The sequence below is a fragment of the Nitrospira sp. NS4 genome (genome assembly GCF_049546785.1).
Taxonomy (GTDB): domain Bacteria; phylum Nitrospirota; class Nitrospiria; order Nitrospirales; family Nitrospiraceae; genus Nitrospira_D.
Window position 1 is genome coordinate 794,010 of sequence record NZ_JBMWAN010000002.1, and the last position, 13,493, is coordinate 807,502.

Below are 13,493 nucleotides of genomic sequence, written 5' to 3' on the forward strand. Positions count from 1 at the left end.
AGATCCAGGACGGGCTGGAGGGGCGTCCCGATGAACGGCACAAGGTTGAAACACCTACGGATATGTTAGTAGCAAAACCTTATCCGTTGACCCTCTTGAGTGCCGCCTGGTCGGAGGTGTCGCCGGGATGTGAAGGGATGTCCCGTGAAACTTCCCTGATTCCCTGTGTCATTTCGAGCGTACCATTGAAGAGGACGCCTTCCTCGATGGAGAGCATCGGGGTTTTGATGCCGCCGCTCACCACGGCAGGGGCCCGGAGCCTGACTTTTTCCTTCGCAACCACATCGCCGGTGATTTTCCCTTTGCACATAATCGTTCCGGCCGTGATTTTGGCGGTGATGACCGCTTCTTCGCCGACGAGGAGAACCCCGGCTGTGTGAATTTCCCCGTCGAGGAAGCCGTCTATGCGCACGGTGCCGTTATAGGAAATTGTTCCTTTGAACTCGACGCCCTTTCCGACAAAGGCGCTCACGTCCTCAACGTTTTCCTGTCTATTGGAGATGGCGTCGGTATTGGTCTCTTCCGCTTCAGCATTCTCTCCCATAGGGCGTTTTCCATCCTGGTTGTCTGATTTCCAAATGGCCATTCTTTCTCCTCTGGCTGTCGGGGGCGAAAAAAAACAGGTTAGGTCCCGTTAAGAGCTGTATCGGAGTGTCTAGGGTAGATATTTAGCATTGGTGGACTAAAAAGCAACAAATAGATGATTCTGTGCTGAGACGACTCCAGCAACGTGGTGAACGGGAGTTAGGAAAGGAGTTGTTCGATAATGCCGTCCAGCTCCGGTGCGGAAAAATATTGAATGATGATTTTCCCCCCTTTCCCGCTGGGCGCGATGGTGACTCGAGTGCCGAGACGTTTCTGCAATCTGGCTTCAACATCGGACCAGTCAGAGTTGGGCAATGATGCTTTCCGGCGGCGTTTTTCAGAGGGCGACGTTTCGACCAGCTTTTCGGTCTCCCGGACGGAGAGTCCCTTGCCAGCTACGATCATCGCGAATTTAGACTGGTTTTCAGGCTGTGTAATTCCCAGGAGCGCTTTTGCATGTCCGGCTGAGAGAGTGCCTGCTTCAACCAGTTGCTGCACATCAGGGTGAAGATTGAGCAGACGGAGAGAATTGGCAACCGAGGACCGGTCGCGCCCCACTTTTTGGGCAATGCCATCTTGAGTGAGTCCGAACTCATTCATCATTCTGGCGTAGGCCCGGGCAGTTTCCATCGGATTAAGGTCTTCCCGCTGAATATTCTCAACGAGGGCGAACAGGATGGCTTCTTGGTCGGTACAATTTCTGACGACAGCTTGAATCGTCTCAAGGCCGGCTTCTTTTGTGGCGCGCCATCTTCGTTCTCCCGAGATCAGTTCGTAGATCCCGTCCCCTTTGCGGCGAACCAATATTGGCTGCAGCAAGCCGCTTTCTTTAATCGATGCGGCCAGTTCTGCCAATTCGGTCGGGTGAAAGATCTGCCGGGGCTGATACCGGTTCGGTACAATGGCATCGACTCTCAGATATTGAACATCATTTCCAAGTGATTGAGAAATCGACTGTTTTCCTGTTGGGAGTAATGCGTCCAATCCCCTACCGAGCGCTTTTTTCTCCATGGGCAAGGAACTCCTTTGCTAGCGAAAGATAGGCTTGGGAGCCTGAGGAGGCCATATTATAAAGAATGCCAGGGCGTCCGTAACTCGGGGCTTCTGCCAATGTGACATTTCTCGGGATGACGGACTGGTAGACCTTGTCACCGAAATGGCCACGGACTTGTTCTGATACTTGCCGCGCCAAGCTATTGCGGGCATCAAACATTGTCAGGACAATCCCTTCAATGGAGAGGTTTGGATTTATCAAGGTCTGTACTCTTTCAATGCTTCCGATCAATCGCGTAAGCCCCTCAAGGGCATAATACTCACATTGGACCGGAATTAAGACTGAGTTTGCAGCGGCCAAGGCATTAATGGTTAAAATTCCCAGGGCAGGAGGACAGTCCAGGATGATGACGTCATAATCAGTTTGAATGTTCTTAATGGCCTCTCGAAGGTAGTGCTCTCTACCATCAAGACCGACAAGTTCGATCTCGGCTCCAGCCAGATCAGCATTGGCAGGAATAACAGAAAGTCCTTTTATATCAGTTGACTGAACGACTTCTTCTGGTGTGGCCTGTCTAATTAAACATGTATAGATAGATTTTTGAAGTGACCTGGGGTCAATTCCTACTCCACTGGTGGCATTTCCTTGTGGGTCCAAGTCTATCAACAGCACAGACTGACCTTGAAGCGCGATCGCTGCGGATAAATTTACAGAAGTCGTTGTTTTTCCAACGCCTCCTTTTTGATTTGCCACAGCTACGATACGGGTCATTATGTAACCTTTTCACGAAGTGATCGGATGTTCCACGTGGAACATCCAATAGCAAATGTGCCTTTAGATTACTGCAAGAGAAGCAATGACTCTATGTCCATAGCCCATTGGAAGTTCGAATGAGTATTGATTTTCGCATTTCGCACGGCCTGTTAAGTGTTCGCGATCAATGGGCACTGCAAGAAATGGAACAATCTTCCCGTTCACCGAAAGAATTGTTTTCGATAGATTCAGGATGAAATCGTATTTGATCCCTCGAGCAAGTGCATATTTTGCTCGTTCTCTTTCACCGAAATCACTTGCAAGGCTCTCCAAAGATCCCTCGTAAATCTCTATCTGTTGCAGGCGAAGAAGCCCGACTATATACCGTAAGAAGGAGGCCCTTTTTTTCGATGGTTCTATCAAGACCATTCTCAGGTCTTGGCGGATTATTTTGAGGGGAATCCCTGGAAATCCCGCGCCAGTTCCTATATCGAATACGAGACTGTTTGCTTCAAAGTCAACGGCGTTCAGTACGGCAATAGAGTCGATGAAGTGCTTGATCACTATTTCGACATCTTCTGTGATGCTCGTAAGGTTTGTTGTTCGATTCCATGCCTTCAATTGATCAAGGTAGATTATGAAGCTTTTGGACTGTTCCGGAGTAACCGAAATGCCGAGCGAGGCAGCGCTATCTATGAAAAGTGACGAAAGAGAGAGATCATGTTCCACGTGGAACAATTACGTGATTGTGTGGATGAGGTCAAGTGGATGATCGTGGAGTCGCCACGGTTTCGGAATCAATTGATGAAACCTGATCTGGTCGTGGTCCATTTCTTTTGAATTTTTCAAGAGCAACGATAAGCAATGAAATCGAAGCCGGTGTCACCCCTGAAATTCTTGATGCCTGTCCGATCGTTGATGGCCGTACTCGCACGAGTTTTTCGAGCACCTCTCGCGAGAATCCAGGAACCGACTTGTAATCAAACATAGGAGGAATTGATCGCTGTTCAAGCTTTCTGAACTGACCTATCTGCTGTAGCTGGCGCTTGATGTAGCCTTCATACTTAATTTCAAGCTCAACTTCGTCAATAATTTCATCGTCTTTGATCATTTCAACGTTGAAGGTCTGCAGTAGTTGTCGGTAAGTGGATTCTTGTCGTTTGAGCAACTGAGCAAACGTTTGATTGGGAAGATAATTTTCCAGATAGGTGTCCTGTAGGCGCGATCGAACCTCATCGGAATTTTTTGGTCTCGTGGTGTTGAGTCTTTCTATTTCTTGAACGATGGTCTCGCGTTTTCGGAGGAGATCTTCGTAATCCCGCTGCCTAACAAGTCCTGCCAGATAGCCGGTTTCCAATAATCGAAGGTCGGCATTGCCATGGCGAAGCAGAAGGCGGTACTCCGCCCGTGATGTGAACATGCGATAGGGTTCTCGCGCATCTTTTGTTATCAGATCGTCAATCAATACGCCGATGTAGGCCTGTGAACGATCCAATACGAGAGGGGCCTCCCCTCTTAGTTTTAACACAGCATTGATCCCGGCCATGATTCCCTGTGCGGCCGCCTCCTCATAGCCGGATGTCCCATTGATCTGTCCGGCGTGGTAAAGCCCAGACACAAGCTTTGTTTCGAGTGTGGGGAACAGTTGGCGAGGGGGGAAATAGTCATATTCAATCGCATATCCAGGCTTGAGCATCGTCGCAGACTCCAACCCTGGAATTGTGGCGAGAATTTTTGATTGGACGTCTACGGGGAGGCTGGTCGAAATGCCATTGGGATAAAACTCGTCGGTATCCAGTCCTTCCGGCTCCACAAAAATCTGGTGTCGTTCCTTATCGGCAAATCGAACGACCTTGTCCTCAATCGACGGACAGTAGCGGGGGCCAACCGAGTCAATGACGCCGCTGTAGAGCGGCGAGCGGTCGAGATTTTCCCTGATGATCTCATGCGTGCGCGCATTGGTGTATGTGAGATGACATGCGATCTGGGGGGTCGTGATTTTCTCAGTCCGATACGAGAAGGGTGGCGGTGGATCGTCTCCGGGCTGGGGGACCATCACGGAGAAATCGATCGAGCGTTTATCAAGGCGCGGCGGGGTCCCGGTTTTCAATCGTCCGAGTTCGAAGCCCAGGTCGCGCATGCAGTCGGACAGATGTTCCGCAGAGGACTCCCCCGCCCGTCCCGCCGGGAAATGGCTGAGCCCGATATGGATAAGACCCTTAAGGAAAGTACCTGATGTCAGGATTACCGCTCTGGCGTCAATGCGTTCGCCCGTGCCGGTCAGGACGCCGAGCACACGGCCGCCCTCCGTGAGGAGACGATCGACGGTTCCCTCCGCAATCGTGAGTTGGTCTTGTGCCGAAAGCGTCTCCTGCATCGCGAACCGATAGAGTTTCTTGTCGCATTGGGCGCGCAACGCGCGAACTGCGGGGCCTTTGCTGGTATTGATAAAGCGGAATTGAATTCCGGCACGATCCGTATTCCGGCCCATCTCTCCGCCCAGCGCATCAATTTCTTTCACCAGGTGCCCTTTGGCGATTCCTCCCACCGCCGGATTGCACGACATCTGGGCGATCCGGTCCTTCTCCATCGTCAGGAGCAGGGTATCTGCCCCCATGCGTGCCGCGGCCAGGGCCGCTTCGCAGCCCGCATGCCCTCCTCCTACAACGATGACGTCGAAAATCTGGGCCATGTGTTTCCGCTACTTCCCTATGCAGAATTCTGAAAAAATCCGATCGAGAATCTCGTCCGACGTAATCGCACCCGTAATCTCACCGAGGGCATCGGCGGCCGTGCGGAGGTCTACTGCCAGACATTCCTGTTCCCGTCCTGACTTGATGGCCTCGACTGCCTGACCGAGAGCCTCATGTGTCCGTTCAAGCGCATCTTGATGCCGCATATTCGTAATCATGACACCTTCGGACGCGTCGAGCGTATCCGGCATGATTCGGGAAATAATTTCTTGCCGCAAAACATCGAGGCCTTCGCCGGTGACCGTCGAAATCGCCAGCGCCGGCCTCTGGCAAGAATCAGATAGTTGCATGACGATGGCCGATCGTTGTTCGGAAGACAGTCTATCTATTTTATTTAACACGGGGATCGCGCGTTCCTGCAGCGAGGAGTCTAGTTCGTCATCCGGAACGCAATCGGGTAATGAAGAGGCATCGAATAGCATGATAATGACATCCGCGTCATGGACGGCCTTCCAGGTCCGATGTATCCCCTCTTCTTCGACCGGATCGAGCGTGTTGCGGATTCCAGCCGTATCGATCAAAGAAAGCCGGATTCCGTCAAAATCCACCGATTCCTCGATCATATCCCTGGTGGTTCCGGGAATCGAGGACACGATGGCCCGCTGCTCTCGCAACAGGGCATTCAAGAGGCTCGATTTCCCGACATTGGGCCTGCCCGCAATCACAACCCTGGCTCCATCCCTGAGCAACCGGCCGGTCTTTGCCGTGCCCAGTCCGCGAGACACCACTGACTGAGTGCGTTCCAGCGCCCTCAGCAGTTCCTCCCGCTCGACGAAGCTGATATCCTCCTCGACGAAATCGATTCCTGCCTCGACATGGGCCAGGAGAGTTAGCAACTGCTGGCGGAGTTGCGTCACCTCGCGGCCCAATTCCCCTCTGAGGTGCCGTTGGGCAACCTTCAGGCCTTCATCCGATTTAGCTTTGATCGTATCGAGAACCGCCTCTGCCTGCGACAGATCCATTTTCCCATTGAGGAACGCGCGCTTTGTAAATTCCCCTGGTTGCGCGAGACGGCATCCCGCTCTGAGCGCGGCCTCGCAAATCATCGCGCTGATCCGGTGGTTGCCATGGCAATGGATTTCAATGACCTCTTCACCCGTATAGGACCGGGGTGCCTTCATGTAGACGACGAAGGCTTCATCGATGAATAAGTTGTCGTCAGAAATTCCAAGGGCTGAAATGTCCGAAGGGAGCGGGCGAACAATGTCTGCCAGATAAAGAGAGTGTGACGTAATAGACCGAAGAGAGGCTCCTGAACGGAGTCGGATTAATCGAGAGGCGATGGCAATGGAAGCAGAACCGCTGATTCGAACAATTCCGATACCACCCTCACCGACCGGTGTTGCGATGGCGCAGATCGTGTCCTCAGGCCCTCCCTCGTGTGACATGCTGTTACCTCACGTCCAGGACGTATTCCGGATGAGGCGGGCTACGGCTATTCGATCAACGCTTGGATTGTGAGTCGCCCGCTTCATGCAAGACCGGCTTATTCGCAAAGATGACTCGATCAGTAACGATCTGCTGAGAAATCGTGAGTACGTTATTGGTCAGCCAATATAACACCAACCCGGCCGGGAAGTTGATGAACAGGAATGTCATAAAGGCAGGAAGCATCAGCATGATCTTCGCTTGTGTGGGGTCCATCGTGGTGGGCGTAATTTTTTGCTGCACGACCATCGTTACACCCATGATGATTGGCATCACATAATACGGGTCTTGGAGGGAAAGATCGGTGATCCATCCGATAAAGGGCGCCTGGCGCAGGTCGATCGTCATATACAAGATATTAAAGAGAGCGACAAAGACCGGCATCTGTAAGACCATAGGAAGGCATCCCCCGACCGGATTCACCTTATGATCCCTGTAGAGCTTGATCAGTTCCTTGTTTAAGCGATCCCGGTCATCCTTGTACTTTTCCTGCATCGCCAGCACTTTCGGTTGAATCACCTGCATCTGCTTCATTGATTTATAACTCTTGAACTGCAGGGGGACAAAAAGGGCCTTGATGGCCATCGTCAGCAGGATGATGGTGACGCCGAAATTGTGGGTGTAGTCGTTAATGAAGCGCAGAACGTAAAAAATCGGCTTTGCAATGGCTTTGACAACGCCCCAGCTGCCGAAGATGAACCAACCGAAGTCGATCGTATCTTCCAGCCCCAGGTGCAAGGCCTGTAGCGTGTCGTATTCTTTCGGTCCGGCATACAATTGAAGGGCCAGCGTTGATCCCGATGGCTCAACCGGCAGCTTGACGCCGGCTGAAAGCAGTTTATCGCCTTCTTTTTTGATGAGAACAGCAGAGGCTTGTTTGGGGATCAGCACCGAAAGAAAATACTTATCTTGCAGGGCGAGCCATTGAATGTTGCCGCTACGCTCCGATTCAGAATCGGGGGATTCTTTCTCGACTTTCCCGTCCACAAGCACGGCCGAGCCAATTTGGCCGATCATTCCATCGCCCCATTCGACGATGCCGAAATTGGTGCCTAATCCCAGGTTGATTGCCCCCTGGATCCCGCCGGTCTTAACCTGAATATCGACCAGGTAGCTATTGGAATGAAAAGTCAGTTGCTTCTCGATGGAGACATTCTTGGATTCGTCGCGATAGCGGAAGGTCAGGTGTCCGACGGGATGGGATTGGTCCAGTGATGTAAAATCCTTCTCGACCGTGTAGAGGCCATCGGACAATGATTTGGTGAGTGCGGGATCGCCGGTCAGGACGGACAAGGGTCCGGCGAATTTGGCTCCTTGCCGGACTAGTTGAACCGCTGTTTGGTCGGTCGTCGAATTCTGATACCGTTTGAGCTCCCAGCTCGTCAGCACGCCCCCGTGAGTCGAGACTTTCGCTCGGTACAGTTCGGTTTCTATCTCAACGAGTTCTTCCTTTGCGACCGGCTGCAAGGGAGTCTCTTGCGGCCGTAATTCGTTCGGGGAAGTGGGATGGCCCTGATCGGGAAGCGCAGCAGAAGTGATGGTATTGGCAGCAGGCTCGGTGCGAGTTCCTTGATCGTCTACGGACGAGTCCGCGGCATCTTCAACGGAGGGAGTCTGCGGGAGCAATCCGAATTGCTTGAGGGCGTACTCATATCCGAAGATGATGACAAGGGACAGCACCAAGAACACCACGACTCGCTTTTCCATATCTTCAGCAGTGCTTTCTCAGATGAAGGAAATTAATCTTTTACAGGATCTACTCCACCCGGATGGAATGGATGACATTTCAGCAGGCGGGCGAGGGTCAGTCCCGATCCATACAGAGCGCCGTGACGATGAATGGCTTCCACGGCATAGTGAGAGCAGGTCGGTTCAAACCGGCAGGCTGGTCCCAGCAATGGAGACACAAAGTATTGATAGCCTCGAATGACCTGAATCAAAAGCCGGCGCATATTATAGCGGTTTGGATTCCAGCAATCGTTGTTTCCGAAGGGAGCCCAGCCACGCGGTCTTGAGGTCGTCAAACGGTTCCATTATCGCATCTCTTTTGGGAAATACCAGGAGAGCATAGCCCGGTGCGAGATCCTTGTGAGTCTCCCTTACCAGTTCGCGAAAAATTCTTTTGGCACGATTCCGGCGTACGGCAATCCCGAATCGCCTACCGACGACAATCCCGACTTGGCTGATGGAATCGGATTTCCGAAAGAACAGCAGATTGAAGAAGTGAGTCGAGACGCGGTGACCGTGACGTTTGACCTTCTCAATCTCACGACTAACCCGTAAGAACATGGACTGATGCCTGCGTCGTGGTCCCTGCCTTATCGTCATCGGACTGTGGAGAGACCTCCGTAGGATGCCCAGGAGGGAATCTGTCAATGTCTTTCAAGATGAGAGGCCGGAAGAAGAAGCATTCTTCCCGAGAAAGGCACAGAAACAGAACACATCGCCCCGTGAATTTATTTCGACCCGCCCCTGTATTTGTCGAGAAGTCTTAGACAGCGAGACGAGCGCGGCCCTTCGCCCGACGACGAGCCAATACTTTCCGGCCGTTTTTCGTGCTCATCCGCTTGCGGAAACCATGTTCCCGCTTTCGCTTCAACTTAGAGGGCTGTTGGAACGTGAAAGACATCGCACTCTCCTTCGTAATTGAGACACCGACTGCTTGAACGAAGGGGGCATTATATTGAGCAGAACTGCCGGTGTCAATTTCATTCCCCACCTGGCGGGAGGTTCCGCTATTATCGACTATCCATTCCTCGTCCTGGGTCGAAGCAAACAGAAGCAAGTGATTAATTTTTGAGGCGATTTTGCCCGGTCATTGCCAGAGTGCCACAGGGGAAAACTTTGCCATGATTGGTTGCGTATCCATAACACATTGTTTTTTTAGCATTTCTCAAGAATAACCTCTCAAAAAACAGTGGCATCGAGATTGCCATGAGAATACCAGATGCTCAGGCCACTCGTTTGTCTTCTTCTAGGACCTTGTTAATGAGGAGAATGGACTGCCTCTACACAATGAGGCCGTCGGGGAGGGAAATGATTATAAAGAGGGTGCTCGCCACTTTAGCTGCAATCACCATTGCCCTCACGTTCTCCATGGGAACTTCTGCTCGGGCCCAAGACGCCGCGCCGGCTGCCCCTGTGGCGCCCGGCACTCCTGCCCCTGCCGTCACAGCGCCCGCTGAACCAGAAAAGCAAGTCGATGGTGAGAAAGAGAAGAAGGAGAAGAAAGGGAAAAAGGAGAGCAAGGGAAAGAAAAAGGGTCAGAAGAAACAAAACGGTTAGTCGAATTTTCTCCCTGAGTCGGAGCGCGGAAACGAAAATGAGGAGTAGCGAGCTCGCCGGCCCTGCCTCTGAGGAGGCCTCCGCCTGGTGGCGGCTGTAAGCGCTGGAGGATTGAAATAATGGTGAAAAGAAAGAAGGAGACCGAAATGATGAAGATGACCAATGTGATCGCCCCCCTGGCTCTTGGAGCCCTCTTGTTAGCCGGCTGTGCGAAGCCGCCTGCTGAACAGATCGAAGCGGCCGAAAAAGCCCTGCGAGACGCCCAGCAAAGTGGCGCTGCGACCTACAGCGCCCAGGATTTTGCAAAGCTTGAGGCGTCGATTGCGGCGATGAAGAAAGAGGCCGGAGAGCAGGATTCCAAATTCGCTCTGTTGCGTGACTATGGAAAAGTTGAGCAGCTTGCGGCCTCTGCCAAAGCCGAGGGCGAACGGGTCAAAGTCGATGCGGAGAAAAGGAAAGAAGAAGCCAAGGCCGGGGCCCTTCAGGCGCGGCAAGTGGCGCAGGAAGCAGTCAAGGCTGCTGAAAATCTTGTCGCCGGTGCGCCCGTGGGGAAAGATCGAGCGGCACTCGAGGCGATCAGGAACGACGTGGAGGCGTTGAAAGCCTCCTTGAACCAGGTTCAAATGGCGATCGATAAGGAAGATTATCCCGCGGCACAAGCTCAGGCGAAGGCTATTAACGACAAGAGCCAGGCGGTTTCTGCCGAGATTCACAGCGCCCTTGCCAAGGTGGGAAAAGGGAAGCCCTCGGCAGCGAAGAAGAAGTAGGGTATCATTGGGTTATGAAGGCATCTCTTGCTTATACGATCAGGGGGAAGGGCATTGCATTCTGCCAGGGTTTGCTGCTGGCCGGCATGTTGTCGGGCTGTCTCGAAGCCGTTCCCCCGGATCTCGTCAAGGCCATTGAATCCATTGATCACGATCTGGTGGCCCTGAAAGCGGCGGAGATTGCTCCTGACGACTACGCGCACTTCGTCCGGCAGTGGGTCCCTCTCAGAACCCGGGTTCAATCCGAGGATGATCTGGTTCGCTGGCCATGGGAAGCCAGCGATTTGGAGGCCGAACTCCGACGATTGCTGGATGAGGGCGGGGGGACTGTCGCGCGGCTTCATAAAGAGCGAGAGGTCAAGCGGCGGCTGGCGCAGGACAAAATCGCTCACATTGAGAAGCGGTTTCAGCTCATTGCCTCGCAGGTCGAGGCCATTGACGGGCGGATCGTCCTCGGGGGAAAGTCCGTTCAGGCGGATCTCCTTGTCAAGCAAGCCCGGTCGTTCTACGATCGCCAGGATTACCAGCGGGCTATTCAGGCCGCCGATCAGGCCGGACGGGCTCTCTACGCTGAGGCGTCTGTTCTGAGCAAGGAGCTCGGGCGTTATACCGATGAAACACGCATCGTCAGATGGCAAACGTTGGCCCGGCAAACCGTGGATTGGTCCCGTACCCATCAGTCAACCGCTATTGTGGTGAATAAGGCTGATCGGAGCCTGACGCTCTACAAAAATGGGCGACAGGTCCTTTCCTATCCGGTGCGGCTGGGATTTAACGGTATCCGCGAAAAGCAGTTTCAGGGAGATGGCGCTACGCCAGAAGGTCGTTATCGCATCACGGAAAAACGCGGGAAGGGTCAAACCCAGTTTTATCGCGCGCTGGTCTTGGATTATCCTAATCACGACGACCGAAGTCGATTTGTCCAGGGGAAAAAGGCCGGCCGTATCCCATCCGCGAAGCAGATCGGTGGACAGATCGAGATCCACGGCGTTGAAAATGAACTCATGGCCCAAACGCTCGGGTGTGTCATGCTCGACAATGCGCACATGATGGCGGTATATGAGCGTGTGGAAGCCGGGACGCCGGTCACCATCGTCGGGGCTCTGACCGAGGCAAACGCCGTGGCGCTCGCCTTATCCCATTTAGCGGCTCAGAATGAAGAAACCTGAGGCTGAGTGATGACCCGGATTCTCATCATGCTGTCTACCGTCACTCTCGGGCTGGTCGCGATCCTGTTTTCCTCCAACAGCAGCCAGTTTCACACCTCAAGCGCCTCCGTCACGCCCCCGATGGTGCGTGACCAGGCTCTCTTGGACGATCTCCACGCCCGGTATAAGAATGTGAGCAAGCAACTTACACAATTGATGCCCCGTCAGCCGTATATACTCGTCGATACGGCAAGAAACCACCTGTATGTGAAACGCAGCCAAGAAGTGCTCTTGGATGCCCTGGCTTCGACCGGAAGCGGCATTGTGCTCGACAAGCCAGGCGAAGGGAACAATCAGTGGGTCTTCGATACGCCCCGCGGAGAGTTCTCCGTACAGTCCAAACTGACCAATCCGGTATGGGTCAAGCCAGATTGGGCCTTTATCGAAGAAGGCCTCATGGTGCCGAAAAATCCAGCCGAGCGTGTGGAGCAGGGTGTCCTCGGGGAATACGCGCTCGGATTCGGCAAAGGGTATTTTATTCACGGCACCCTTTACACCAGGTTGTTGGGCAAGAATGTGACGCACGGGTGCATCCGGTTGAACGACAACGATCTAAAAAGTGTCTACCAACTCGCGCGAGTCGGGACACCCATCATGATTTTCTAGCTGCTCAAGGCCCGCGCAGACACTTCTCATGTCACTCCGAGCAGCGATTGTTCTTTCGCTCTTTCTGGTAACCTCCTCTTGGGGCGCCGAATATGACGCATTCCCCGATCTCAATCGCGATGATCCCGCCTCTCTCCGCGAGGCCACGCGGGTTCTTGAAGAAGAACTGAAGCTTGCGGCCAGGCCTCAAGCGTATCTCCTGCTGGACCTTCCCGCGGGAGTGGTCCGGATCAAGGGGCGCGGCGTCGACCTCCACCGAATTGCCATTGTAAGATGGGAGGCCTCCTCGCCTGTTCAGTTGAGGGGCACGTTTCGTCTGATTTCAAGGCCGCCGGTGGTCCGTCGCAAAATAGACCCATCCTCTACTACAGAGCAGGAACCGATTTCTCTCGCGGATATGCCGACGGACTATCCGCTCTCATTTGTTCCGGGGCTGGAAGTGAACATTCGATCGGTCCGTGAAGAGGGGCTGGTTCAACGGACACTATCCTCTGCTGTACAGGTATGGCAGCGACTCAAGGAGTGGGGCGCCTCCCTCACTTCCCAACCCGATCAGCCTTCCCCGGCAGAGCTGCGTGTCACTCTCACATTGTCGGTCGAACAGGCTCAGTCGCTCGCATGGTCTACGGTGGACGGGATGGGCCTTATCATCCGTCGGCTGCCCGAACAGTAACCCATTGAAATGTGAAGAGCATTGCTGGTAATTCCATGGCAGCTGACTGCGGATTCGCCCGGATCTTCCGCAACCAGGCCGGCCATGAATGGCCTGGTTGGGTCTTGTCCGCCTTTGGAGCCGGACGCGACTGCGAACCTGCCAGATGGAGCCTCGAGATGCTGATCTGGTTGGGAGCACCCTGCCGCACATGCGAGTCCAGGCGTCGCAGCTTCGGCGAAGGAATATGGGGTGCCGGCTCTTGGTCCCGCGTGACCGAGGGGCTTCCAGAAGGGCCTCAGCTGGGGACATTGGGAGCCATGCCTGAGAGGGGATTGCGTGACGACCCACTCTCTCCTAGGTGTGCTGAACCGGGCGACTGTGGTACTGTTCCTCATCCATGGCGCCGGGTAAGCGCAGACAGTAAGTGCGACTCGTGAGTCACGAACCAGACCGAGCCGG

General features: G+C 53.7%; 15 protein-coding genes. 5 read left to right on the forward strand and 10 right to left on the reverse strand.

Annotated elements, in window-relative coordinates; genetic code table 11:
• Window positions 1–79 precede the first annotated feature (79 nt).
• The 10 genes from ACO9S2_RS08430 to rpmH form a co-directional block, all read right to left on the reverse strand.
• Complete coding sequence (locus tag ACO9S2_RS08430) at window positions 80–544, reverse strand: bactofilin family protein (protein ID WP_423721528.1); 465 nt, start codon at window positions 542–544, stop codon at window positions 80–82.
• Between the two features lie 200 nt (window positions 545–744).
• Window positions 745–1,596, reverse strand: coding sequence for a ParB/RepB/Spo0J family partition protein (locus tag ACO9S2_RS08435; protein ID WP_423721529.1), 852 nt, complete (start codon window positions 1,594–1,596; stop codon window positions 745–747).
• Complete coding sequence (locus ACO9S2_RS08440) at window positions 1,574–2,350, reverse strand: ParA family protein (protein WP_423721530.1); 777 nt, start codon at window positions 2,348–2,350, stop codon at window positions 1,574–1,576. The genes ACO9S2_RS08435 and ACO9S2_RS08440 overlap by 23 nt, the downstream gene beginning before the upstream one ends.
• Before the next feature lie 63 nt (window positions 2,351–2,413).
• Complete coding sequence (gene rsmG / locus ACO9S2_RS08445) at window positions 2,414–3,061, reverse strand: 16S rRNA (guanine(527)-N(7))-methyltransferase RsmG (protein WP_423721531.1); 648 nt, start codon at window positions 3,059–3,061, stop codon at window positions 2,414–2,416.
• A 31-nt stretch (window positions 3,062–3,092) separates the two neighbouring features.
• Window positions 3,093–5,024 (reverse strand): tRNA uridine-5-carboxymethylaminomethyl(34) synthesis enzyme MnmG, encoded by a 1,932-nt coding sequence (mnmG, locus tag ACO9S2_RS08450; RefSeq protein WP_423721532.1) that lies wholly within the window; start codon window positions 5,022–5,024, stop codon window positions 3,093–3,095.
• Between the two features lie 9 nt (window positions 5,025–5,033).
• On the reverse strand, window positions 5,034–6,473 hold the full coding sequence (gene mnmE, locus ACO9S2_RS08455; protein WP_423721533.1) for a tRNA uridine-5-carboxymethylaminomethyl(34) synthesis GTPase MnmE: 1,440 nt from the start codon (window positions 6,471–6,473) through the stop codon (window positions 5,034–5,036).
• Window positions 6,474–6,528: 55 nt separating this feature from the next.
• Window positions 6,529–8,220 (reverse strand): membrane protein insertase YidC, encoded by a 1,692-nt coding sequence (gene yidC, locus ACO9S2_RS08460; RefSeq protein ID WP_423721534.1) that lies wholly within the window; start codon window positions 8,218–8,220, stop codon window positions 6,529–6,531.
• Between the two features lie 32 nt (window positions 8,221–8,252).
• The gene (gene yidD, locus ACO9S2_RS08465) at window positions 8,253–8,465 is read right to left on the reverse strand and encodes a membrane protein insertion efficiency factor YidD (RefSeq protein ID WP_423721535.1); all 213 of its coding nucleotides are present in this window, start codon (window positions 8,463–8,465) and stop codon (window positions 8,253–8,255) included.
• 1 nt (window position 8,466) lies between these two features.
• Window positions 8,467–8,841 carry a ribonuclease P protein component gene (gene rnpA, locus ACO9S2_RS08470; protein ID WP_423721536.1) on the reverse strand — a complete coding sequence of 125 codons (375 nt, stop codon included), beginning with the start codon at window positions 8,839–8,841 and terminating at the stop codon, window positions 8,467–8,469.
• Window positions 8,842–9,004: 163 nt separating this feature from the next.
• Entirely contained in the window at window positions 9,005–9,142 is a 138-nt protein-coding gene (gene rpmH, locus ACO9S2_RS08475; protein ID WP_423721537.1) for a 50S ribosomal protein L34, read from the reverse strand.
• Window positions 9,143–9,510: 368 nt separating this feature from the next.
• Between rpmH and ACO9S2_RS08480 the strand changes: the two genes are divergently transcribed.
• The 5 genes from ACO9S2_RS08480 to ACO9S2_RS08500 all read left to right on the forward strand — a co-directional run bounded on the left by ACO9S2_RS08480 (window position 9,511) and on the right by ACO9S2_RS08500 (window position 13,052).
• Window positions 9,511–9,798, forward strand: coding sequence for a hypothetical protein (locus ACO9S2_RS08480; protein ID WP_423721538.1), 288 nt, complete (start codon window positions 9,511–9,513; stop codon window positions 9,796–9,798).
• 146 nt (window positions 9,799–9,944) lie between these two features.
• Window positions 9,945–10,565: a hypothetical protein gene (locus ACO9S2_RS08485; RefSeq protein ID WP_423721539.1), complete on the forward strand. Its 621-nt coding sequence runs from the start codon at window positions 9,945–9,947 to the stop codon at window positions 10,563–10,565.
• A 14-nt stretch (window positions 10,566–10,579) separates the two neighbouring features.
• Window positions 10,580–11,734, forward strand: coding sequence for a L,D-transpeptidase family protein (locus ACO9S2_RS08490; protein ID WP_423721540.1), 1,155 nt, complete (start codon window positions 10,580–10,582; stop codon window positions 11,732–11,734).
• 9 nt (window positions 11,735–11,743) lie between these two features.
• Window positions 11,744–12,379 (forward strand): L,D-transpeptidase, encoded by a 636-nt coding sequence (locus ACO9S2_RS08495; RefSeq protein WP_423721541.1) that lies wholly within the window; start codon window positions 11,744–11,746, stop codon window positions 12,377–12,379.
• Window positions 12,380–12,407: 28 nt separating this feature from the next.
• Window positions 12,408–13,052: a hypothetical protein gene (locus ACO9S2_RS08500; protein ID WP_423721542.1), complete on the forward strand. Its 645-nt coding sequence runs from the start codon at window positions 12,408–12,410 to the stop codon at window positions 13,050–13,052.
• Window positions 13,053–13,493: the final 441 nt, after the last annotated feature.

Excerpts from the sequence above, each read along its gene's own strand:
- ACO9S2_RS08430 (WP_423721528.1), bottom strand. The coding sequence starts at position 544 with ATGGGAGAGAATGCTGAAGCGGAAGAGACCAATACCGACGCCATCTCC.
- ACO9S2_RS08435 (WP_423721529.1), bottom strand. The coding sequence starts at position 1,596 with ATGGAGAAAAAAGCGCTCGGTAGGGGATTGGACGCATTACTCCCAACA.
- ACO9S2_RS08440 (WP_423721530.1), bottom strand. The coding sequence starts at position 2,350 with ATGACCCGTATCGTAGCTGTGGCAAATCAAAAAGGAGGCGTTGGAAAA.
- mnmG (WP_423721532.1), bottom strand. The coding sequence starts at position 5,024 with ATGGCCCAGATTTTCGACGTCATCGTTGTAGGAGGAGGGCATGCGGGC.
- mnmE (WP_423721533.1), bottom strand. The coding sequence starts at position 6,473 with ATGTCACACGAGGGAGGGCCTGAGGACACGATCTGCGCCATCGCAACA.
- yidC (WP_423721534.1), bottom strand. The coding sequence starts at position 8,220 with ATGGAAAAGCGAGTCGTGGTGTTCTTGGTGCTGTCCCTTGTCATCATC.
- yidD (WP_423721535.1), bottom strand. The coding sequence starts at position 8,465 with ATGCGCCGGCTTTTGATTCAGGTCATTCGAGGCTATCAATACTTTGTG.
- rnpA (WP_423721536.1), bottom strand. The coding sequence starts at position 8,841 with ATGACGATAAGGCAGGGACCACGACGCAGGCATCAGTCCATGTTCTTA.
- rpmH (WP_423721537.1), bottom strand. The coding sequence starts at position 9,142 with ATGTCTTTCACGTTCCAACAGCCCTCTAAGTTGAAGCGAAAGCGGGAA.
- ACO9S2_RS08480 (WP_423721538.1), top strand. The coding sequence starts at position 9,511 with ATGGACTGCCTCTACACAATGAGGCCGTCGGGGAGGGAAATGATTATA.
- ACO9S2_RS08485 (WP_423721539.1), top strand. The coding sequence starts at position 9,945 with ATGATGAAGATGACCAATGTGATCGCCCCCCTGGCTCTTGGAGCCCTC.
- ACO9S2_RS08490 (WP_423721540.1), top strand. The coding sequence starts at position 10,580 with ATGAAGGCATCTCTTGCTTATACGATCAGGGGGAAGGGCATTGCATTC.
- ACO9S2_RS08495 (WP_423721541.1), top strand. The coding sequence starts at position 11,744 with ATGACCCGGATTCTCATCATGCTGTCTACCGTCACTCTCGGGCTGGTC.
- ACO9S2_RS08500 (WP_423721542.1), top strand. The coding sequence starts at position 12,408 with ATGTCACTCCGAGCAGCGATTGTTCTTTCGCTCTTTCTGGTAACCTCC.